The organism is Azospira oryzae (assembly GCF_004217225.1).
Taxonomy (GTDB): Bacteria; Pseudomonadota; Gammaproteobacteria; order Burkholderiales; family Rhodocyclaceae; genus Azospira; species Azospira oryzae.
On record NZ_SHKM01000001.1, the window covers coordinates 1,564,100 to 1,584,274 of the forward strand.

Here is a 20,175-nt window from a genome sequence, read left to right on the forward strand (position 1 = left end):
CGCCGAGAGGAGCCCGGCGCGACCGCCGTACAGCACCTGCCCGCTGAGGCAGCAACGACGCCATTCTCCGATGACCCATGGCTGAGATGGCCGTCCTGCCTGGCCCCCAGGCCACTCCCCTTTCAGATGTCCCGCGCCGCCGCCAGCCAGCCCAGGCCGGCCTCGGTGCTGGCGGCGGGCTTGTATTCGCAGCCGATCCAGCCGTCGTAGCCCAGTTCCGCCAGGCGGCGGAAGAGATAGGGGTAATGGATTTCGCCGCTGCCCGGTTCGTGGCGCCCCGGGTTGTCGGCGATCTGCAGGTGGCCGATGGCGGCCAGATGGCGTTCCAGGAAACGGGTCAGGTCGCCCTCCATGATCTGGGCGTGGTAGAGGTCGTACTGCAGCCGCCCCACGCCCGCCTCCGCCAGCACCTCCAGGCCCTTGGCCGGGCGGTCGAGCCAGAAGCCGGGCATGTCCACCCGGCTGTTGATGGGCTCGGCCAGCAGCTCGATGCCGTGGGGCGCCAGCTTGGCATGGGCCCAGCGCAGGTTGGCGATGAAGGTGGCGCGCAATTCGGCTTCCACTTCCGCCGCTTCCACTTCCGCCGCCTCCACCGCCCCGGCCGGGGCCAGACCGGCCAGGCAGTTCAGCCGGCGGCAGCCCAGGGTGAGCGCATACTCCAGCGCCAGCTCAACGCCCTGGCGGAATTCCGCCTCCCGCCCGGGCAGGCAGCCGAGGCCCCGCTCGCCCGCCTCCCAGTCACCCGCCGGCAGGTTGAACAGCACCTGCTCCAGGCCGTGGGCCCGCAGGCGCTCGGCGATTTCCTCCTTGGCGTGGGCGTAGGGGAACATGTACTCGACGCCCCGGAAGCCGGCGGCGGCGGCCCGGGCGAAGCGATCGAGGAAGGGATGCTCGGCAAAGAGAAAGCTCAGATTGGCGGCAAATTTCAACATAAGGGCGGGAAACGCAAGGGCGGCGAAGGGGAAAGCCTCAGTATAATCGGCCCACCAAGTTATCTATAAGACAGAGGAGACTGCCATGGGCAACCGCCTTTCCAAGATCGTCACCCGCACCGGCGACCAGGGTGAAACCGGCCTCGGCGACGGTTCCCGCACCGGCAAGGACAGCCTGCGCATCGACGCCATCGGCGAGGTGGACGAGCTCAACTCCTCCCTCGGCCTGCTGCTGGCCGAAAGCTTCCCCGAGGCCATCGACGCCGCGGCGCGGGAAGCCCTGATCCAGGTCCAGCACGACCTCTTCGACCTGGGGGGCGAGCTGTGCATCCCCGGCATGGAAATGGTCAAGGAAGAACAGGTGCTGCGCCTGGAGCAATGGGTGGCCGACTTCAACGAGCCCCTGGCGCCCCTCAAGGAATTCATCCTCCCCGGCGGCACCCGGGCCGCCGCCCACGCCCACCTGGCCCGCACCATCTGCCGCCGCGCCGAGCGCGCCGTGGTGCGCCTGGCCCACGCCGAGAGCGTGGCCGACGGCCCGCGCCAGTACCTCAACCGGCTCTCCGACCTGCTCTTCGTCCTCGGCCGGGCCCTGAACCACGCCGCCGGCTGCGGCGACGTGCTGTGGAAGCACGAGCGCAAGGCCAAGCCGAAACAGGCGTGAAGGCCTGAGGCCGGAAAGGAAAAGGCACCGCACGGTGCCTTTTTCTTGGCCGGTGGCCGCAAGTCGCCAGCCAGCCCTGGCCGCAAGCCCTGGCGCCATCAAGGACGCAGCAACCGGCTGAGCAGGTCTCCCGGGCGGCCCCAGTCTGCTGGGCGTATCGGGCTCAGGCCCCGGGCAGGCGGGCGATGACCTTGATCTCGAACTGGAAACCATAGAGCCAGGTCACCCCCACCCCGGTCAGGGCGGGATAGGGAGCCTCGCCCCAGTAATCCGGCAACACCCGCCAGAAGGTTTCCAGCACGGCCTCGGGATCGACCAGGAACACGGTCACCTCCACCACGTCGGCAAAGGTGCAGCCGGCGGCCTCCAGCACCCCGTTCAGGTTGTCGAAGGCGCGGCGGATCTGGGCCTCCAGCTCCGGTTCCGGCGAACCGTCGTCGCGGCTGCCGACCTGGCCGGAGACGAAGAGGAAACCGTTCGAGCGCACGGCGGGGGAATAGCGGTTGCGTTCATACAGGGCTTGGCGCCCCGGCGGAAATACCGCATCGCGGGGTGATGTCATGGCAAGGGCTCTCTTTCTTGGTCGGCGGCGATGGCCGGACATGGCGGTAAGGGGAGCGCCCCCCGGAGGCGGGGCACGCTGCAGCGGAGCACCCACTGTAGCGCCGGGGCCGGGGCCGATAAATGGCAGCGGCTGGGCAACAGTGTTTGTAAAATACAAACAATCATCACCGGAAAATCAAAACAAACATGGACCGTTTCGATGCCATGCGCGCCTTTACCTGCGTCGTCGACACCGGCAGCTTCACCAAGGCGGCGGAGACCCTGCACATCAGCCGGGCCACGGCGACCCAGCTGGTGCAGCAGCTGGAGAAGCGGCTGCAGGTCCGGCTGCTGGACAGGACCACGCGCAAGGTGGGAGTGACCGGTGCCGGCAGCGCCTTTTACGAGCGGGCGGTGCGCCTGCTGGCCGATCTGGACGATGCGGAAAACAGCGTCACCGCAAGCCAGGAGACCCTGGGCGGCCGCCTGCGCCTCGACGTGCCCAGCCCCCTGGCGCGCCTGGTGCTGCTGCCGGCCCTGCCCGCCTTTTTCGCACGCCATCCCGACATCCAGATCGACATGCGGGTCAGCGACCGTACTTCGGACCTGCTGGACGAAAACATCGACGGCGTCATCCGGGGCGGCCCCATGGCGGACCCGACGCTGATTGCCAGACGCCTGGGCGACCTGCGCCTGCAGACCTACGCGGCGCCCGACTATCTGCAGCGCCTGGGTTCGCCGCAGCACCCCCGGGAACTGGAGGGTCCGGAGCATCGCATCGTCGGCTATCTGTGGGCCCACCGGAACCAGCAGGCGCCCTATCTGATGCGACGGCAGCAGGAGGCCCTCGGCATCCGCGGCCACTACGCCCTGGCCGTGGACGACGGCAACGCCTACCTGGCGGCGGCCCTGGCCGGGCTGGGGATCGTCTGGCTGCCCGACTACATGGCCCGGCCCCACGTGGCCGCAGGCTCCCTGATCCGGTTATTCCCGGACTGGCAACTGGACCCCATGCCCCTGCATGCCGCCTTCCCCCCCAGCCGGCGCAACAATGCCCGGCTGCGGGCCTTCATCGACTGGGCGGCCGAACTGATCGCCGGCATTTCCTGACGCCGGGCCGGGAGCCGGCCCGCGCCCCGGCCTGCCGGCGCCCTCGCCGCGATTGGCGGCCCGCCGGGCGTGGGTTTTCCACAGCAGCCGCCGCAGCGCCGGCAAACCGCCGGTGCCGACCGCCCCGGGCGCACCGGCCTACAGCAGCGCCGCCGTGTCCACCACCGCCACCCGGGTGGTCAGGGCGCTGAGGGCGATGCGGTGGATCATCTCGCTGACCGTGGTGCAGCAGTCCTTCAGCACCGAGACCGGGTATTTCTCCGCCGCCTTGGAGAGGGCGGTATGGGTGACGCAGTTGTGGGTCATCATGCCGCACAGCCACAGCTCGGTGATGCCCCGCTGTGCCAGCACGGCTTCCAGATCGGTCTGGTGGAAGCTGTCGGCGAAACGCTTCAGCACCACCGGCGCCTCCGGCGCAGCGGCCAGGAGACGGGGGTGGAGGTCCACGCCCGGCGTTCCCTGGTTGAAGAAAGGCGCCGGTCCCTTGGCCGGGTCGGCCACGTGCTGCACCAGGATCACCGGCACGCCCCGGGCCCGGGCCGCGGCCACCGCCGCCAGGGTGCGCTCCAGCACCGCCTCCGGCTGCCACAGGGGAAAGGCGCCGCCGGGGAAATAGTCGTTCTGCAGGTCGATGACGACCAGGGCGGGTTTGCTGTTGCTCATGGGAATCTCCTTGAGTGGGGTGCGATGGGCCGATTATTGGCCAGCCCCGGCACCACCGGCAGTGGCCCGAATGACAATTTCCGTTAATATCGGGCCACACCATTTCCCGGGAACTGCCATGAACCGGCTCCCCGTCGCCGTGCTGGCCTACCAGCGCATCAGCCCCTTCCACCTCTCCGTACCCTGCGTCGTCTTCGGCGAGCGCCACCAGGGCGCCCCGGCCTTCGCGCTGCAAGTGTGCGCCTGGGAGGACGGCCCCCTCGCCACCACCGCCGGCTTCAGCCTCAATGTGGAACAGGGCCTGGAGGCCCTGGCCACGGCCCGGGTGGTGATCGTGCCGAGCTGGCGCGACCCGGCGGAACGGCCGCCCCAGGCCGTGCTCGACGCCCTGGTGGCCGCCCACCGGCGCGGCGCCCAGGTGGTGGGCCTGTGCCTGGGGGCCTACGTGCTGGCCGAGGCGGGCCTGCTGGACGGCCGCCGCGCCACCACCCACTGGGAGTTCGCCGCGGACTTCGCCCGCCGCTACCCGGCCGTGACCCTGGACCCGGGGGTGCTCTACGTGGACGAAGGCAACCTCCTCACCTCCGCCGGCACGGCGGCGGGCATCGACGCCTGCCTGCACCTGCTGCGCCAGCGCTGCGGCGCCACTGCCGCCAACCGGGTGGCCCGCCGCCTGGTGACGCCGCCCCACCGCCAGGGCGGCCAGGCCCAGTACATCCCCCAGCCCCTGCCCGCCAGCGCCGGCGATTCCCGCCTGGCGGCGCTGCTGGACCGGGTGCGGGCCAGCCTGGAACAGCCCCACGACCTCAACAGCCTGGCGGCCCAGGCCCTGATGAGCCGGCGCACCTTCACCCGCCACTTCCGCCAGCTCACCGGCGCCACCGTCGGCCAGTGGCTGCTGGGGGAACGGCTGGGCCTGGCCCAGCGCCTGCTGGAGAGCACGGACCACGGCATCGAACGCATCGCCCAGCTGGCCGGCTTCGGCTCCCCGGAAGCCCTGCGTCTGCACTTCCGCCGCAGCCTGGGGGTTTCCCCCAGCCAGTGGCGGCAATCCTTCGGCGCCCGGGACGGGGCCTGAGGGCGCCGCCATGCCCGCAACACCGCCCGGCGGTCACCCCGCCAGCGCCCCCATGCCCGGAACGCCTTGTCCCGCCTGCATCTACGGCATGGCATGGCGGAAATCCGCGTCCTTCCTGCCCCACCGGACAGGCAGGGCGGCAAGCCCCATCCCTGCGCCTTAAGACCGCCTTAAGATTCGCCGGTTAAGGTGGCGCACAAACTGACTCAGAGTGCCGCCATGAACCGTCGCCATCCTTCCCCCAGCTTCAGCCTCGCCGCCGTCGCCCTGCTCTGCACCCTGGCCTTTCCGGCCCGGGCCGCCAACCCGGCCGACTTCATTGCCCTGGCCCCCGCCCAGGCCAAGGCCCTGGGGGTGGAAACCCGGCCCCTGGCCGCCGCCGACACGGGCAGCGCCGCCGGCCTGCCGGCCAAGGTGGTGGTGCCGGTGGAGCAGATGCGGGTGGTGGCGGCGCCCCTGGCCGGCCTGCTGACCCAGGTGGGCGCCGTGGCCGGGCAGACGGTGAAGAAAGGCCAGATGCTGGCCCGCCTGGCCAGCCCGGGCCTCTTGCAGGTGCAGCGGGACTACCTGCAGGCCAGGCAGCAGGCCGACCTGGCCCAGCGCAGCCTGGCCCGGGACGAACAGCTGTTCAAGGAAGGCATCATCGCCGAAGCCCGGCTCCAGGCCAGCCGCGCCAGCCAGGCCCAGGCGGCGGTGGCGGCGCGGGAGCTGCAGGCCGAACTGCGCATTGCCGGCGCCACCGCCGGCGGCGGCAGCCTGACCCCGGAAGTGGCGGTCAGCGCACCCCTGGACGGCGTGGTGCTGGAAGCCAGCGCCACCGTGGGCAGCCGGGTGGAGGCGGCCACCGCCCTGTTCACCGTGGCCCAACTGAATCCCCTGTGGCTGGAAATCCAGGCCCCCGCCGCCCTGGCCGGCAACCTGAAAGAAGGGGCGGCGGTGCGCATCGCCGGCAGCGAGGCCAGCGGCAAGCTCATCAACGTGGGCCGCCAGATCAGCCCCGGCAGCCAGACCGTGACCCTGCGGGCGAGGATGGACGCGGGTCTCGACTCCCTGCACCCGGGCCAGATGGTGGAAGCCACGGTGGCCGCGGCGCCCCAGGCCGGCGCCACTGCCGGCAAGAGCGCCACCTACCGCATCCCCCAGGCCGCCGTGGTGCGCCAGGCCGGCCAGGCCTGGGTCTTCGTGCAGACGGCCGGCGCCAGGCCCGGCTTCCAGGCCACCCCGGTGAGCGTGGCCGGTAACGCCGGCGCCGACGTGCTGGTGAGCGGCAGCGCCCTGGCAGCCAACGCGGCGGTGGCGGTGAAGGGCGTCAGCGCCCTCAAGTCCGCCTGGAGTACTGCTGCCAGCGCCGCCAGCGATGCCGGGAGCGCCCAATAATGCTTTCCCGCCTGGTCGAATTCTCCCTGGCCCAGCGCCTCCTGATGCTGGTGCTGACGGCCCTGCTGGTGGGCGCCGGCATCATGGCCTTCCACAACCTGCCCATCGACGCCTTCCCCGACGTTTCCACCACCCAGGTGAAAATCATCATGAAGGCCCCGGGCATGACCCCGGAAGAGGTGGAGGCCCGCATCGTGGTGCCCATCGAGCAGGAAATGCTGGGCATCCCCAAGCAGCGCATCCTGCGCACCACCTCCAAATACGCCATCGCCGACGTCACCATCGACTTCGAGGACGGCACCGACATCTACTGGGCCCGCCAGCAGGTGGCCGAGCGCCTCGGCGGCGTCGAGCTGCCCCCCGGCGCCAGCGGCGGCCTGGCCCCCATCACCACGCCCCTCTCGGAAATGTTCATGTTCACCGTGGAAGGCCCCCTCTCCCTGGAGGAGAAGCGGACCATCCTGGACTGGACCATCCGCCCCCAGCTGCGCACCCTGCGCGGCGTCGCCGACGTGAACAGCCTGGGCGGCCACGCCAAGGCCTTCGAGGTGGTGCCCGACGCGGCGGCCCTCAACGCCCGCGGCGTCAGCCTCAACGAACTGCGCCAGGCGGTGGAAGGCAACAACCGCAACGACGGCGCCGGCCGCCTCACCGAAGGCGAGGAAACCCTGCTGGTGCGGGTCGAAGGGGCCGTGCACAGCCTGGACGACCTGCGCGCCATCGTCATCGCCCAGCGCGGCGGCAACCCGGTGCGGGTGGGCGACGTGGCCGAGGTGCGCTTCGGCGCCCTCACCCGCTACGGCGCGGTGACCAAGGACGGCCAGGGCGAGGCGGTGGAAGGCCTGGTGCTGGGCCTGCGCGGCGCCAACGCCCAGCAGGTGGTGGACCAGGTGAAGGCCAAGCTGGCCGAAATCCAGGCCACCCTGCCCGAAGGCGTCAGCATCGTGCCCTTCTACGACCGGGGCCATCTGGTGGAGCGGGCCGTGGGCACCGTCTCCAAGGCCCTGGGCGAGGCCATCGTGCTGGTGGTGATCCTGCTCCTGGCCTTCCTCGGCAACCTGCGGGCGGCCTTGGTGGTGTCGGTGATCCTGCCCCTCTCGGCCCTGCTCACCTTCATCCTCATGCAGTACTTCGGCCTCTCCGCCAACCTGATGAGCCTGGGCGGCCTGGCCATCGCCATCGGCATGCTGGTGGATGCGGCGGTGGTGATCGTGGAAAACGTGGAGAGCCACCTCTCCAGCCCCCACACCTCCGCCCGCCTGCCCCTGCTGCACGTCATCTACCGCTCGGTGCGGGAGGTGACGGTGCCGGTGGCCTCCGGCATCGCCATCATCGTCATCGTCTTCGTGCCCCTGCTGACCCTGGAGGGGCTGGAAGGCAAGCTCTTCATCCCGGTGGCCCTGACCATCGTCTTCGCCCTGGTCTCCTCCCTGCTGCTGGCCCTCACCGTCATCCCGGCCCTGGCCTCCATGCTCATGCAGCGGGGCGGCCACCACGAGGCCTGGCTGGTGCAGAAACTCAACGCCACCTACGCCCCGGCCCTGGACTGGGCCCTGGCCCACACCCGGCAGGTGGTGGTCGCCGCCCTGGCCCTGCTGGTGCTGGCCATCGGCGCCTACACCCTGCTGGGCAAAACCTTCCTGCCCACCATGGACGAGGGCGACCTCATCATCCAGCTGGAAAAGCTGCCCTCCATCAGCCTGGAGGAGACGGTGGAAACGGATCAGCGGGTGCAGCGGGCCATCCTGGAGCGGGTGCCGGAGGTGAAGAACATCATCGCCCGGGTCGGCTCCGACGAACTGGGCCTGGACCCCATGGGCCTCAACCAGACCGACACCTTCCTCGTGCTCAAGCCCATCGACGAATGGCGCCAGCCGGACAAGGACTGGCTCACCGACCAGCTGCGCCAGGTGATGGAAGACTTCCCCGGCATCGCCTACACCTTCACCCAGCCCATCGACATGCGCATCTCGGAAATGCTCACCGGCGTGCGCGGCGACATCGCGGTGAAGGTCTTCGGCACCGATCTGGACCAGCTCAACCACGCCGCCGACGGCATCGTCGCCCTGCTCAAGGGCATCAAGGGCGCGGAGGACGTGTTCACCCTGAAGAACGAAGGGGTGCAGTACCTCAAGGTGGAGATCGACCGCCTCGCCGCCGGCCGCCTGGGCCTGCCCATTGAAGAGGTGCAGAACGCCCTCAAGACCCTGGTGGAAGGCCTGCCCGCCGGCCTGGTGGTGGAGCCGGGACGGCGCACCCCGGTGCTGCTGCGGGGCGGCCCGGACTACAAGACCAGCGTCGAGCGCTTCGCCGACCTGCGCCTGTCCCTGCCCGGCGAAGGCACCAATGTCCGCACCGTGCCTCTGTCCCAGGTGGCCAAGATCGAACGGGTGGAAGGCCCGGTCAAGGTGGACCGGGAAAACGCCCAGCGCTACGTGGTGATCCAGTCCAACGTGCGGGACCGGGACCTGGTGGGCTTCGTCGAGGAAGCCCAGGCCAAGGTGGCCCAGCAGCTGAAGCTGCCCCAGGGCTACCGCATCGTCTGGGGCGGCCAGTTCGAGAACCAGCAGCGGGCCGCCCAGCGCCTGATGCTGGTGGTGCCGGTGGCCCTGGGCCTGATTTTCATGCTGCTCTTTTCCACCTTCGGCTCCCTGCGCCAGGCCGGCCTGGTCCTGGCCATGATCCCCTTCGCCCTGGTGGGCGGCGTCTTCGCCCTGCTGCTTTCGGGCCAGTACCTGTCGGTGCCCGCCTCGGTCGGCTTCATCGCCCTGCTCGGCATCGCCGTGCTCAACGGCGTGGTGATGCTCACCTACTTCAACCAGCTGCGCACCCAGGGCCTGCCCCTGGAGCAGGTGGTGCGGGAAGGGGCCAGGCGGCGCCTGCGCCCGGTGCTGATGACGGCCTCCATCGCCGCCTTCGGCCTGGTACCCCTACTCTTCGCCAGCGGCCCCGGTTCCGAGATCCAGAAGCCTCTGGCCATCGTCGTCATCGGCGGCCTGCTCAGCTCCACCCTGCTGACCCTGCTGCTGCTGCCCATCCTCTACCGCCGCTTCGGCTTCGACAACACTCCGGGAGAACGGCCATGAGCGCAAACAATCGCCCCGTGGATACCTGCCTGACCCTGGTGATCCACCCCAATCTGGAAGATGCGGTGGTGGACTTCCTCCTCGACCGGGCCGAGACCGTGGGCCATTTCACCTCCCGCCCGGTGGATGCCCACGGCGGCGACATCGCCTACGAAACCGCCGCCGAACGGGTGCGCGGCCGGGCCCGCCGCTTCCGCATCCAGGCCCTCATGGCCGGCACCCATGTGCACGACCTGCTGCGGGACTTGCGCCAGCAATTCACCGGCGCCGACATCTACTACTGGACCGCCCCGGTCCAGCAATCCGGGAGGCTGTAATGGGCCCCATGCTGAAACTGATGCCCCTGGCCGCCCTGCTCTGCAGCGCCGCCCTCCAGGCCGCCGAACCGCCGCCCCTGGCCTACCCCACCGACCTGCCGCCGCGGGAAGCGGCGGTCAACGCCATCCGCCTCGCGCCCCAGGCCAAGGCCGCCGAAGCCATGCTGGAAGCCGAGGGCGAAAACCGCAAGCGCCTGGAAGCCGGCCCCTATGAATGGACCGCCCGGGTCGGCAGCCAGCGGCGCAACGTCAATGGCGTCAATGGCGCCGCCAACGAGCGCTACCGGGAATGGAGCGGCGGCATCGAGCGGGGCATCCGCCTGCCCGGCAAGGCCGCCCTCGACGAGCAGCTCGGCGCCAACGGCGAAGCCATGGCCAAGGTGGCCCTGGGCGACACCCTGCACGAGACCTCCCGCAGCCTGCTGCGCTACTGGTTCATCTGGCTGCGGGAAAACGAAGGCGCCGCCCAGTGGCAACGTCAGAGCGAATCCCTGGCCCGCCAGCGCCAGGTCACCGCCCGCCGCGTGCAGCTGGGGGACGCGCCACGCCTGGAACTGATGCAGGCCGAAGCCGCCGCCGCCCAGGCCCAGGCCGCCCTGGAACAGGCCCGCCTGCGCCGCCAGGTGGCCGAGGCCGACCTGGCCGCCCGCTTCCCCGGCCTGCCCCAGCCCAGGCAGGTGGCTCCCAGCGAGCCCCTGCCCCTGGAAGAGGCGGAGTGGCGCGAGCACCTGCTGGAACACAACCACGAGCTGATGCTGGCCCGGGCCGAAAGCGAACAGGCCCGGCTGGTGGCCAACCGGGCCGACGCCGAGCGGATGCCCGACCCCACCCTGGGGGTGCACGTGGGCTCCGACAAGGGCGGCGAGGAACGCATCGCCGGGGTCAGCATCTCCATCCCCTTCTCCGGCAGCCTGCGCAGCGCCACCGCCCGCCGCGACGCCGCCTACGCCAGCGCCGCCGCCAGCCGGGAAGCCGCCACCCTGGCCCGCATCAACGCCGAAGTGGCCGCCCTCCTGGCCAACGCCCGGGCCGCCTACGAATCCTGGCGCCGGGCCGAGGATGCCGCCCAGCGCATCGAGCAGGCCGCCGCCCTCATGGCCCGGGCCTACCAGCTGGGCGAAGCCGGCATCACCGAACTGCTCACCGCCCAGCGCCAGGCCAACGAAGCCCGCCTCGCCGCCAACCAGAGCCGCCTCGACGCCCTGGAAAGCCGCTACCGGGTGTACCTGGACGGCCACGGCCTGTGGCCGGTGGACGGGGAGCACACGGAGAAATAAGGCCGTCACGAAGCACCGCCCTGGAAGGCAGAAGGGACGGGCCTCCCCACCGTGCAACGGTGGGAAAGCCCGTCCCTTCTTGTTGGTGGCGATGGTGCCGCTGCCAGGCAGCGGACCGCTACGGCTAGGCGGTGGCGAAGAAGGCCGGATCGAAGGCGACGCTGGCAGCCGGCAGCGGGCCCTGGAAGGCCAGGGCCTGGAAGTACTGGGGCGGCACCTCCGGCAGCAGCAGCGGCGCCGCCTGGACGAAGCCGAAGCGGGCGTAGAAGGCCGGCACCCCCACCAGCACGCAGCCGGCGGCGCCGCGCCGGCGCAGTTCCTCCAGGCCGTGCCGCATCAGCCGGCTGCCGATGCCGCAGCCCTGATGCTCTGGCAGCACCGAAACCGGGCCGACCCCAAACCAGCCGGGAGCGGCCGGACTCAGGGTCACCGGCGAAAAGGCCACGTGGCCGAGGAGACGCCCGCCCTCCTCCGCCACCAGGGAAAGGCTGAGCCTGCCGCTATCTCGCAGGGCGCCGACGATGAACTGCTCGGTGCCCGCGCTGTGGGCCGCCGTGGCAAAGGCCAGGCGGGTCAGGTCGAAAATGGCGGCGCTGTCGGCCGGCTCTTCGGGACGAATGGTGATGGTCATGTGATGAATTCCTTTTTGCAATGCAGGCGCCGCTCCGCCCAGCCGCCAGTAGGGACCCGGGCCGGGCGGTGGCGCGGGAGGATTACTGGTTGTCGAGCTGGCCGCGCACGGCCCCCAGGCCGGCCCGGTTGATCCGGTAAGGCCGGCCGTCCAGGGAGGCGATGAGGCGCTTGGCCTTCAGCTTCTTGAACACCGGCAAGGTGCAGTCGCTGAGGACGAAACCTTCGCGGGTATAGCAATCGACGTGGGTAATGCGGCCGGAAGCATCGCGGTGATGTTCGATATGGCCGCCTTTGGCGAGGACGTGCAACGTCCGCTGCTCGGGCTTGGAAAGATTCATGTTGGATTGTTCCGCAATCAAATGCACACACGACGGCAGCCTCCGAGAGGCGCCATCGACGCTATGGGCATATCGATAACTCGCGGCCGGCGGGGCCAGACGGAGTTATCGGATTGCGGCAATCTCCAACATACAGACCTAACTCAAATGGAATGGGCTTGCCCGTTTGCCGGGCAGGCGCGAATGATAGCGCTCCCCTCGGGGCGGGGCAATCGGGGCGGTGTCGGGCAGGGCGCCGCCGGACGCCTGGCACCCGGCCTGCAAGGCCGGAGGGACGGCCCTTCCAGCCATGGCATGGCGGAAGGTGGCGTCGTTATTGGGTGGTGGCACTGTTGTTTCCGGGACTGCGGGCGAGTTGTTGCCGGTCTGAGTCTTCGGGCGTAGTGAGTTTAGTGACCGCTGCGTTCCGCGCCTGACGCGCGGGTTACTTTCTTTTGCTTCGCCAAAAGAAGAGTAACCAAAGAAAAGGCGAGCCCGGTTTGGCGCCCCTGCGGGGTCCCCTGCGCTACTCGCTTCCGGCGGGGGCTGCGCAACTCGGCCCTACGGGCCTCAGACAGTTCTCGCCCTTTTTCCGCCGCAAGCTCCGTTGCTCGGCGCCGCACAGGGCGGGATTGGCGCTCTCTGATTTTGCTATCGACCCAGCCAGTCAGAGGCTAAGGTTGAAGGCCCTTGGCTGCAGGAACCGCGCAGCGGTGGTGAGAATCCACAAGTAAAACTTGCAGAGCTTTCCACTCGGCTAAGTCGTTAGGCAATCTGTTGATGAGGGAAGCGGGCCGTAAAAAACTCAACAAGACGGTCAAAGTCGTCGTGGGGCATCATGTCTCGAAGCTGCGTACCGACCCTTTTCCCATCTTTGAGGACGAAGGTCAATTTGTGCTGACTGAATTCGACCGAACCAATCCTCTCCGCTGGAATGGCGAGCCTGTAGCCAACCAAAACCACGATGCCCGTTTCATCATAGTCGGCAATCGGGAGGTGTCGGTGGTACTTCACCAGATGGAAAGACTTGATGCCAATGGAAATGCAGTAGGCCCCAAGGAATATAAAGAAGACTCCCTTCGACAAGTCATAGACGAGAAAGTAGAACAACACTGCGAGAGCCGTGTGAACGACTAGCTTCGGCTTCAGCTTGCCGATGAACTCGGATGAGTAGTAGATCTTCATGATATTTGAGGGTTACAGGCAATAGATGAAAACAGGGGCAAGACTACCTAGCGTTGTAGGTAAGGGGCGCTGCGCAGCGGTTTATCGCGCAGCGCCCAGTGACCGAAGGGAGCGGCCTTGAGCGCAATGTTAGGGGTCATTGCTGTAGCCAAAGCATGGCAAGGAAGAAAAGTGCGACAACAACAGTGAGCCAACGAGCCCGGCGTGGGTTAGTTGGGGAAATGCCATACAAATTGTTGAGGCGTAGCTTTTCAGTAAACGACATTTTTGTAGGAAATGGCCCAACTAAATCTTCGAGGGCTTTAACTTGCTGATGCGGGTTATTGCCGAGTACATCGTTCGCACGAAGGAGTGCAAAAACGATGGCAATAAGAGCGCCAACAAGGAGCAAATCGAAAAGCGGCATGAGACCTCTAGCGTTCGACGTGAGGGGCCGCCGGAGCGGCGAAGCCGCGGAGGGTACCTGCCGGCCGCGCCGGCAGGCGGTCCCTCTCGACGGAGTTGTTAGAGCGCTTAGCTGACACTCCAAACCAAGCAGAAATAGGCATAGCTATTGGGCGCAACAATCCATGTTTCCAACTGGCTTGGCCAGCCATGAGAGTCATGAAGCCGAAAATGGATTTTGCCTTCCGGGTAGGACGAGTGGATTACATCAAGAAAGTTCGCAACGGTGGCTTCGGCGTCCGCGGGGCGGGTTACGGTGGTGTCGCCGATGACGCACGCGAAGAAGTCCACCAACTCGGCAGGGGATGTCACTGCCTCAGGCATTTGCTGGGAAGCGACACCATCGTTTACCTCAAAATCGCTAACAAGCATGCCGCCTTCCGGAAATGCCTTTTTTGAAATGGCCGACAGCCCGTCGAGAAATTCAAGTAGAGGTGTAGGCAACTCTCGCGTCGGTGTTAGGCCATTGGAGTCTATACGCGACACCGTTTCGAGCTTCCAGTGCGAGAGGGTGCTGTCACCCACCACGGCTTCGAGAAGTGTTTCCATCAGGCTTCGGCGGTCGTGGGCCATGCGCTCTAACGTGCAAAGTAAATGGCGTGCCGCTTGCGGCACGTCCAAGCGCCTGCAGGGCGCGGTTTGACTGGGATGTTAGATTTCATTTCAGTAGCCACTGCCCAAGGGCGAGAAATGACGCTGCAGTTGCAGCCCCCAAAAACCAAACCAACATTCTTCCCCAGACCCTGAGCAAGAAATTAAGACCTTCTCGATTGGTGGGGAAATATACGAGCGGAATTTTTGCTTTCAGTTCGCTTGGCGAAAAACTCTTCACGTCGATAACAAACAGCAAGACGCTAATGAAGAAGTACGCAGCGACCACCGGAAACATTCCTTTTTCGGATGAGCCAGCGGGGAGCACTTCAAAGTGCTCAAGTGCTTCGAGAACTGCGATGAGTACGACCAGTGATATGCCCGTTATGAAGGCAGATTTACGCGTGGCAGTTGGGAAAGCGAGCATAAAATTCTAACTAGTAGTAGACGACAAAAACGTCCAATAAAAATGGGACTGTCCAATATCCTGGAACACCGGACAGCCAAATCGATTGTCCCGCAACGGATTCAGAAAACCTGCCGTTTACTGGCCCCACTAAAAATCCGTGAAACCGGACAGCCTCAAAGTTACCGTCGGAACACCCACACCGCAACCAAAAGTTGCAAATCGCATATCCCAATAACCTAAATCACCCACCCCAAACCGGTGAGAACACCTTCGCTACGCCACCGGCTTTCCATCCCCTTCCACCCCCGCCGAGCAGCGCAAGGCGGGCGGGGGGCTTTCGGCGAGGACTGTCTGAGCCCCCGCAGGGGGCGAGTTCCGCAGCCGCCCCGCTCGGCTGAGCAGCGCAGGGAAGCCCGCAGGGCCGGGGGTGAGGGTTCCCCTTCTTTTGGTTCCTTTTCTTGGGGAAGCAAGAAAAGGAACACGCGCGGCGGCGCGGAACCCAGCCGCAAAATCAGCAAACCACGCCCAACCAATCCCCCAGTAACAAAGCCCCCCCCCACCCCGCCACCAAACAAAAAAGACGGCCATCCCCACCATACCCCGGTGGAAACGCCCGTCCCCATTGCCTCCCGGGCCAATGCCCGGATCAGATCAACACCGTCGAGACTAGCCCTTCCCCTCCAGCACCCGCAGCAGGGAGGAGGTGTCGTCCTTGCCCATGCCCTGCCCCATCAGGGCGTTGAGTTGCTGGCCCACCTGGGCCGCCACCGGCAGGGGCGCACCCAGGGCGTGGGCCTCGGCCAGGAGGATGCCGAAATCCTTGTGGTGCAGCCGGGCCTCGATGCCGGCGGCAAAGTCCCGCTCCGCCATGCGCTCGCCCATCACCTCCAGCACCCGGCTGCCGGCGGAGCCGCCGAGCAGGGCTTCCCGCAGGCGGGAGGTGTCCACGCCGCTGGCGGCGGCCAGGTGCATGGCTTCGGCGCAGGCCTGGATGGCGGCCACCATGATCATCTGGTTGCAGGCCTTGGCCACCTGGCCGGCGCCGTTGTCGCCGATGTGCACCACGGTTTTGCCCAGGCGCAGCAGCAGGGGCCGCACCCGCTCCAGTACGGCGGCGTCGCCGCCGGCCATGATGGCCAGGGTGGCGTGGATGGCGCCCTGCTCGCCGCCGGAAACGGGGGCGTCGAGGAAATGGATGCCCCGGGCGGCCAGGGCGGCAGCGATCTCCCGGGCATCGCCGGGGGCGATGGTGCTCATGTCCACCACCACGCTACCGGGGGCCAGGCCCTCGATGAGGCCGGCTTCGCCGAGGACCACGCTTTTGACGTCGCTGCCGCTGGTGACCACGGTGAACACGATCTCGGCCCGGCGCCCGACCTCGGCCGGGGTGGCGGCGACGGCGGCGCCCATTTCGGCCAGGGGCGCGGTGCTGGCGGGACGGCGGCCCCACACGGTGAGGGGATAGCCGGCGTCGAGCAGGTGGCCGGCCATGGGGCGGCCCATGACGCCGAGGCCGATGAAGCCGACGGCGGGTTTGGCGGAAGAGCTGGCGGTCATGTGGAATGCAGTGACTGAAGGGATGGGGATGGGGCGCCGCCGGGGCCGGCGGCCTGGCGGTGCTGCTGCTTGGCCAGGTACATGGCCTGGTCGGCGGCGCCGATGAGGGATTCGGCCACGTCGGCCTGGTCGGGGAAGACGGCGCTGCCGATGGAAACGCCGACCCGCAGTTCCTGGCCCTGCCACATCACCGGGCGGGCGACGGCGTTTTCGATCTCGCCCATCACCCGCTCCAGATCGTCCTCGACGGAGAGGTGGGCGAGGAGCACGGCGAATTCGTCGCCGGCCAGGCGGGCCACCGTGTCGCTGGTGCGCACGGCATTCTGCAGGCGGCGCCCCACCTCCTGCAGCACCGTGTCGCCGGCCTGGTGGCCGTAGGTGTCATTGACGCTCTTGAAGCCGTCCAGGTCCATGTAGAGCAGGCCCAGCCGCTCGCCCTGGCGCCGGGCGTGGGCCAGGGCCTGATCCAGGCGCTCGAGGAAGAGGGAGCGGTTGGGCAGGCCGGTGAGGGGGTCATGGTGGGCCAGGCGCCACATTTCCTCCTGGCTGCGGCGCAGCTCGGTGACGTCCTGGTACACGGCGACGAACTGGCGCACCCCGCCCTGGGCGTCGGTGACGGAGCGGATGTCCAGCTCCACCAGGATGGCTTCGCCGGTCTTGCGCCGGTTCCATATTTCGCCGCGCCACTCGCCCCGGGTCTTCAGGGCCTGCCACATGCGGGAGAAGAATTCCGGGCTGTGGCGGTTGGAGCGGAAGAAGCCGGTGCGCCGGCCCAGGCACTCCTCCCGGCTGTAACCGAGGAGGCTGACGAAGGCGGAGTTCACGTTGTTGATGGTGCCGTCGCCGTCGGTGATGAGGATGGCCCGACCGGCCCGCTCCAGCACGTCCCGGTAGATGCGGCTGGAGAGTTCCGCCGCCTTGATCTCGGTGATGTCGGCGAAGGAGGTGACGACGGCGAAGGGCTGCCGCTCGTCGGCGAAGTTGAGGGGCCGGCTGTTCACGCTGAGCCAGATGAGGCCGGCGTCGGGCCGGTGCAGGCCCATGATGATGTTGTCGCAGGAGACGCCGGTGCGCAGGGTGACCATGGCCGGATGGTCGCGGCCGGGGAAGGGGCTGCCGTCCTCCCGCACCGCCTGCCATTCCGGGTCGGTGGAATCCAGGCCCACCAGGTTCTCGCCGATGCGCAGGATACGCCGGGCCGAGGCGTTGGCGGAAATGATCTTGCCTGCCTGGTCCTGCACCACCACGCCCTCGGCCATGGCCGAGACCAGGGAACGCTGCATGGCCTCGCTGCGGGCCAGGTCCAGTTCGGCCTGCTTGCGCGCCGAGATGTCGGAGATGATGCCGAGCATGCGCAGGGGCCGGCCCTCCGGGTCCCGGGCGCAGACCTTGCCCCGGCTCAGCACCCAGCGGTAGTTGCCGTCCTTGTGGCGCAGGCGGAATTCCATCTCGTACACCGGCGTGCGCCCGGCGAAATGGTCGGTGACGGCGGCCATGGCCCGTTCCCGGTCGTCCGGATGCAGGCGCTCCAGCCACTCCTCGTGGCGGCTCGGCAGTTCCTCGTCCCGGTAGCCCAGGATGGCCTTCCAGCGCGGCGAGAAATAGGCCCGGTTGTCCGCCACGAACCAGTCCCAGACCCCGGCGTCGGCCCCGTCCAGGGCGAACTTCCAGCGCTCCTCCGCATCGGCCAGGGCCAGCTGCATGTTCATGTAGTCGGTGACGTCCTGCAGGGTGCCGGTGAGGCGGCTGGGGCGCCCGTTTTCGTCCCGTTCGGCGCGACCGCCCAGGTGCACGTAGCGCTCCACATTGCCCGGCAGCAGCAGGCGGCAGGCGATGTCGAGGGAACCGCCCTGCTCCCGCACCTGGGCGAAGTTGACCTCGATGCGCTTGCGGTCCCGGGGATTGACCCGGGCCAGGAAGGCCTGCAGGGAGGGCTTCTGGCTCTCCGGCAGATAGCCCAGGATGCGGTAGGTCTCGTCGGACCACCACACCTGGTTGCCCGGAATGTCACGCTCCCAGCTGCCCAGGTTGGCCACCCGCTGGGCTTCGATGAAATGGCCCCGCTCCCGGGCCAGCATGGTTTCGAGCCGGTCCCGGCGCAGCTGGTAGAAGGCGACGGCGCCGCCGCACAGCAGCACCAGCAGGGACAGCAGCATGCCCTTGCGCAGGTTGGCGTTGCGCTGGGCCAGCAGTTCCTCCTCCAGGCCCCGGGGCGACACGGCCACCATCACCAGCATGGGATAGCGGTCCAGCCAGCGGTAGGCGACGGTGCGGGTGATGCCGTCCAGAGCCGAAACCCGGGTGACCAGGCCGTGGGAGCTTTTCTTGAAGGGGCCGAACAACTCGTCGCTGAGCTGCTTGCCCAGGTGCTTTTCCATTTCCCGGGAGCGGCCCAGGACCTTGCCGGCAGCGGAATACAGGGTCAGCACCCCGTCCGGCCCCAGGTCCTGGTGCTGGACGAAGGCGGTGAGCTGGCGCGGCTCCATGAAGAAGGCGACGACCCCGGCAAACTGGCCCCGGGCATCGAAGATGGGGCGGGACAGCTGCACCCCCGGCGCCCCGGTCATGCGCCCCTGGACCGGCCCGCTGATGTAGAGGCTGTCGCGGCCGCCGCTGGAGAAATGGATGTAGTTGTCCCGGTCCCCCAGATAGACCCGCTCGCCGGGACGGCGGGGGGCATCGGAGGTGGCGACGTAGCCGTCCCGGTCGATGACGGTGACCCGGGCCCCCAGCTCCTGCAGGGAACCCTGGCGCAGCAGGGCGATGGTGGTGTCGACTGACTTGCGCTCGGCCACGTATTCGCTGCGCAGGAGCAGGAGCACGTCGTCCAGGCGCTGCAGCTGGCGCAGCAGGTTTTCCGCCACCAGGTCGGCCACCACCCGGCGCTCCGCCTCGAAGCGCTGCTGCCGCTCCTCGGCGAAGAGGCGGTTTTCCCGCAGCAGGAAGGTCCAGATCAGGGCCAGGGCCGCCGCCACCATGAGCAGCAGCGCGACGGGCCAGCGACGCCCCGGGAACAAGGGTTTGGGCATGGCCGGCGGGTTCTCAGTCGGCCCCGTCGGTCCGGCCGGAAAGGCGCTCCAGCAGTTTCAGCACCGCCACCGAATCCTCCTCCCCCAGGCCGGAACCGACCATGGCGTTGAACATCTGGGCCGTGGCAGCGGCGCCGGGCAGGCACAGGCCCAGTTCATGGGCGCTCTGCATGACGATGTTGAGGTCCTTCTGGTGCATCCAGGATTTGAAGCCGGGCTTGAAGTTGCGCTCCAGCATGCGCTGGCCGTGGTTCTCCAGGATGCGGCTGTAGGCGAAGCCGCCGAGCAGGGCCTCGCGCACCTTGGCCGGGTCCACCCCGGCCTGGCGGGCGAAGTTGAAGGCTTCGGCCACCGCCAGCACGCCCATGCCGGTGACGATCTGGTTGCAGGCCTTGGCCACCTGGCCGGCGCCGGCGGCGCCCACGTGGACCACGTTCTGGCCCAGGCAGAGGAAGGCCGGCAGGGCCTTGGCAAAGGCTTCGGCGGAACCGCCGGCCATGATGGAAAGGCTGCCGGCAATGGCCCCCACCTCGCCGCCGGAGACCGGGGCATCGACGAAGTCCACGCCCCGGGCCTGCAGCCTGGCGGCCAGGTCGCGGGCCGCGGCGGGAGCGATGGTGCTCATGTCCACCGCCACCAGACCGTGCTTGCCGGCCCCCTCGGCGCCGGCGGCAACGCCGTCGGGACCCAGCATCACCTGCGCCACGTCGGGGGCATCGGCCACCATGGAAATGACCACTTCGACCTGGCCGGCTACGGCCGCCGGGCTGCTGCAGCCGACGGCGCCGGCCTCCAGCAGAGGCGCCATGGATTCGGGCCGGCGCGCCCAGACATGGACGCCGTGGCCGCCCTTGAGCAGGTTGAGAGCCATGGGGCGGCCCATGATGCCAAGACCGATGAAGCCGATTTCCATACTGTTTCCTCTGGTGATTGATGTCGTTCCGGCCGCCTCTGCCGGGCGGC

19 protein-coding genes are annotated in these 20,175 nt (G+C 68.2%); 7 read left to right on the plus strand and 12 right to left on the minus strand.

Translation table 11 applies throughout. The features are described from left to right. Positions 1–122: 122 nt before the first annotated feature. Positions 123–932: a 2-oxo-tetronate isomerase gene (gene otnI / locus EV678_RS07120; RefSeq protein ID WP_130458999.1), complete on the minus strand. Its 810-nt coding sequence runs from the start codon at positions 930–932 to the stop codon at positions 123–125. An 85-nt stretch (positions 933–1,017) separates the two neighbouring features. Here otnI and EV678_RS07125 point away from each other — a divergent pair, with 85 nt between their 5' ends. Continuing rightward, positions 1,018–1,596 (plus strand): cob(I)yrinic acid a,c-diamide adenosyltransferase, encoded by a 579-nt coding sequence (locus EV678_RS07125; RefSeq protein WP_014238432.1) that lies wholly within the window; start codon positions 1,018–1,020, stop codon positions 1,594–1,596. A gap of 163 nt (positions 1,597–1,759) precedes the next feature. On the opposite strand, the gene EV678_RS07130 is transcribed toward EV678_RS07125, so the two are convergent. Further along, complete coding sequence (locus EV678_RS07130) at positions 1,760–2,158, minus strand: RidA family protein (RefSeq protein ID WP_130459000.1); 399 nt, start codon at positions 2,156–2,158, stop codon at positions 1,760–1,762. Positions 2,159–2,346: 188 nt separating this feature from the next. On the opposite strand from EV678_RS07130, the gene EV678_RS07135 reads away from it, so the two are divergent. Further along, positions 2,347–3,249, plus strand: coding sequence for a LysR family transcriptional regulator (locus tag EV678_RS07135; RefSeq protein WP_014238434.1), 903 nt, complete (start codon positions 2,347–2,349; stop codon positions 3,247–3,249). 138 nt (positions 3,250–3,387) lie between these two features. Here the strand turns inward: EV678_RS07135 and EV678_RS07140 are convergent, their stop codons facing one another. Further along, positions 3,388–3,912, minus strand: a complete 525-nt coding sequence (locus EV678_RS07140; protein WP_130459001.1) for a cysteine hydrolase family protein — start codon at positions 3,910–3,912, stop codon at positions 3,388–3,390. Positions 3,913–4,030: 118 nt separating this feature from the next. Here EV678_RS07140 and EV678_RS07145 point away from each other — a divergent pair, with 118 nt between their 5' ends. The 5 genes from EV678_RS07145 (at position 4,031) to EV678_RS07165 (ending at position 11,047) form a co-directional block, all read left to right on the plus strand. Further along, on the plus strand, positions 4,031–4,990 hold the full coding sequence (locus tag EV678_RS07145) for a helix-turn-helix domain-containing protein (protein ID WP_130459002.1): 960 nt from the start codon (positions 4,031–4,033) through the stop codon (positions 4,988–4,990). A gap of 219 nt (positions 4,991–5,209) precedes the next feature. Next, positions 5,210–6,367, plus strand: coding sequence for an efflux RND transporter periplasmic adaptor subunit (locus EV678_RS07150; protein ID WP_130459003.1), 1,158 nt, complete (start codon positions 5,210–5,212; stop codon positions 6,365–6,367). After that, positions 6,367–9,453: an efflux RND transporter permease subunit gene (locus EV678_RS07155; RefSeq protein WP_130459004.1), complete on the plus strand. Its 3,087-nt coding sequence runs from the start codon at positions 6,367–6,369 to the stop codon at positions 9,451–9,453. The genes EV678_RS07150 and EV678_RS07155 overlap by 1 nt, the downstream gene beginning before the upstream one ends. Further along, positions 9,450–9,770, plus strand: coding sequence for a DUF3240 family protein (locus EV678_RS07160; protein ID WP_014238439.1), 321 nt, complete (start codon positions 9,450–9,452; stop codon positions 9,768–9,770). Before EV678_RS07155 ends, EV678_RS07160 begins: the two co-directional genes overlap by 4 nt. An 8-nt stretch (positions 9,771–9,778) precedes the next feature. After that, positions 9,779–11,047 carry a TolC family protein gene (locus EV678_RS07165; protein ID WP_165397460.1) on the plus strand — a complete coding sequence of 423 codons (1,269 nt, stop codon included), beginning with the start codon at positions 9,779–9,781 and terminating at the stop codon, positions 11,045–11,047. A 124-nt stretch (positions 11,048–11,171) separates the two neighbouring features. On the opposite strand, the gene EV678_RS07170 is transcribed toward EV678_RS07165, so the two are convergent. The 9 genes from EV678_RS07170 to EV678_RS07210 form a co-directional block, all read right to left on the minus strand. Beyond that, complete coding sequence (locus EV678_RS07170; protein ID WP_130459006.1) at positions 11,172–11,678, minus strand: GNAT family N-acetyltransferase; 507 nt, start codon at positions 11,676–11,678, stop codon at positions 11,172–11,174. Between the two features lie 82 nt (positions 11,679–11,760). Continuing rightward, complete coding sequence (locus EV678_RS07175; protein WP_014238442.1) at positions 11,761–12,018, minus strand: YjhX family toxin; 258 nt, start codon at positions 12,016–12,018, stop codon at positions 11,761–11,763. Positions 12,019–12,762: 744 nt separating this feature from the next. Further along, entirely contained in the window at positions 12,763–13,182 is a 420-nt protein-coding gene (locus tag EV678_RS07180; protein ID WP_130459007.1) for a hypothetical protein, read from the minus strand. Positions 13,183–13,318: 136 nt separating this feature from the next. Continuing rightward, entirely contained in the window at positions 13,319–13,588 is a 270-nt protein-coding gene (locus EV678_RS07185; protein ID WP_130459008.1) for a hypothetical protein, read from the minus strand. A gap of 107 nt (positions 13,589–13,695) precedes the next feature. After that, complete coding sequence (locus EV678_RS07190) at positions 13,696–14,199, minus strand: hypothetical protein (protein WP_130459009.1); 504 nt, start codon at positions 14,197–14,199, stop codon at positions 13,696–13,698. A gap of 85 nt (positions 14,200–14,284) precedes the next feature. Then, positions 14,285–14,644: a hypothetical protein gene (locus EV678_RS07195; RefSeq protein WP_130459010.1), complete on the minus strand. Its 360-nt coding sequence runs from the start codon at positions 14,642–14,644 to the stop codon at positions 14,285–14,287. A 648-nt stretch (positions 14,645–15,292) separates the two neighbouring features. Beyond that, complete coding sequence (locus EV678_RS07200) at positions 15,293–16,183, minus strand: NAD(P)-dependent oxidoreductase (protein ID WP_130459011.1); 891 nt, start codon at positions 16,181–16,183, stop codon at positions 15,293–15,295. Continuing rightward, positions 16,180–19,212, minus strand: coding sequence for a sensor domain-containing diguanylate cyclase (locus EV678_RS07205; RefSeq protein WP_130459012.1), 3,033 nt, complete (start codon positions 19,210–19,212; stop codon positions 16,180–16,182). Before EV678_RS07205 ends, EV678_RS07200 begins: the two co-directional genes overlap by 4 nt. A gap of 13 nt (positions 19,213–19,225) precedes the next feature. Beyond that, the gene (locus EV678_RS07210) at positions 19,226–20,125 is read right to left on the minus strand and encodes an NAD(P)-dependent oxidoreductase (RefSeq protein ID WP_130459013.1); all 900 of its coding nucleotides are present in this window, start codon (positions 20,123–20,125) and stop codon (positions 19,226–19,228) included. Positions 20,126–20,175 lie beyond the last annotated feature (50 nt).

Bases quoted from the DNA above. Each gene is read 5' to 3' on its own strand.
- EV678_RS07170 (WP_130459006.1), bottom strand. From the start codon at position 11,678: ATGACCATCACCATTCGTCCCGAAGAGCCGGCCGACAGCGCCGCCATT.
- EV678_RS07210 (WP_130459013.1), bottom strand. From the start codon at position 20,125: ATGGAAATCGGCTTCATCGGTCTTGGCATCATGGGCCGCCCCATGGCT.
- EV678_RS07190 (WP_130459009.1), bottom strand. From the start codon at position 14,199: ATGGCCCACGACCGCCGAAGCCTGATGGAAACACTTCTCGAAGCCGTG.
- EV678_RS07165 (WP_165397460.1), top strand. From the start codon at position 9,779: ATGCTGAAACTGATGCCCCTGGCCGCCCTGCTCTGCAGCGCCGCCCTC.
- EV678_RS07160 (WP_014238439.1), top strand. From the start codon at position 9,450: ATGAGCGCAAACAATCGCCCCGTGGATACCTGCCTGACCCTGGTGATC.
- EV678_RS07145 (WP_130459002.1), top strand. From the start codon at position 4,031: ATGAACCGGCTCCCCGTCGCCGTGCTGGCCTACCAGCGCATCAGCCCC.
- EV678_RS07125 (WP_014238432.1), top strand. From the start codon at position 1,018: ATGGGCAACCGCCTTTCCAAGATCGTCACCCGCACCGGCGACCAGGGT.
- EV678_RS07205 (WP_130459012.1), bottom strand. From the start codon at position 19,212: ATGCCCAAACCCTTGTTCCCGGGGCGTCGCTGGCCCGTCGCGCTGCTG.
- EV678_RS07155 (WP_130459004.1), top strand. From the start codon at position 6,367: ATGCTTTCCCGCCTGGTCGAATTCTCCCTGGCCCAGCGCCTCCTGATG.
- EV678_RS07175 (WP_014238442.1), bottom strand. From the start codon at position 12,018: ATGAATCTTTCCAAGCCCGAGCAGCGGACGTTGCACGTCCTCGCCAAA.
- EV678_RS07185 (WP_130459008.1), bottom strand. From the start codon at position 13,588: ATGCCGCTTTTCGATTTGCTCCTTGTTGGCGCTCTTATTGCCATCGTT.
- otnI (WP_130458999.1), bottom strand. From the start codon at position 932: ATGTTGAAATTTGCCGCCAATCTGAGCTTTCTCTTTGCCGAGCATCCC.
- EV678_RS07140 (WP_130459001.1), bottom strand. From the start codon at position 3,912: ATGAGCAACAGCAAACCCGCCCTGGTCGTCATCGACCTGCAGAACGAC.
- EV678_RS07195 (WP_130459010.1), bottom strand. From the start codon at position 14,644: ATGCTCGCTTTCCCAACTGCCACGCGTAAATCTGCCTTCATAACGGGC.
- EV678_RS07135 (WP_014238434.1), top strand. From the start codon at position 2,347: ATGGACCGTTTCGATGCCATGCGCGCCTTTACCTGCGTCGTCGACACC.
- EV678_RS07150 (WP_130459003.1), top strand. From the start codon at position 5,210: ATGAACCGTCGCCATCCTTCCCCCAGCTTCAGCCTCGCCGCCGTCGCC.
- EV678_RS07180 (WP_130459007.1), bottom strand. From the start codon at position 13,182: ATGAAGATCTACTACTCATCCGAGTTCATCGGCAAGCTGAAGCCGAAG.
- EV678_RS07130 (WP_130459000.1), bottom strand. From the start codon at position 2,158: ATGACATCACCCCGCGATGCGGTATTTCCGCCGGGGCGCCAAGCCCTG.
- EV678_RS07200 (WP_130459011.1), bottom strand. From the start codon at position 16,183: ATGACCGCCAGCTCTTCCGCCAAACCCGCCGTCGGCTTCATCGGCCTC.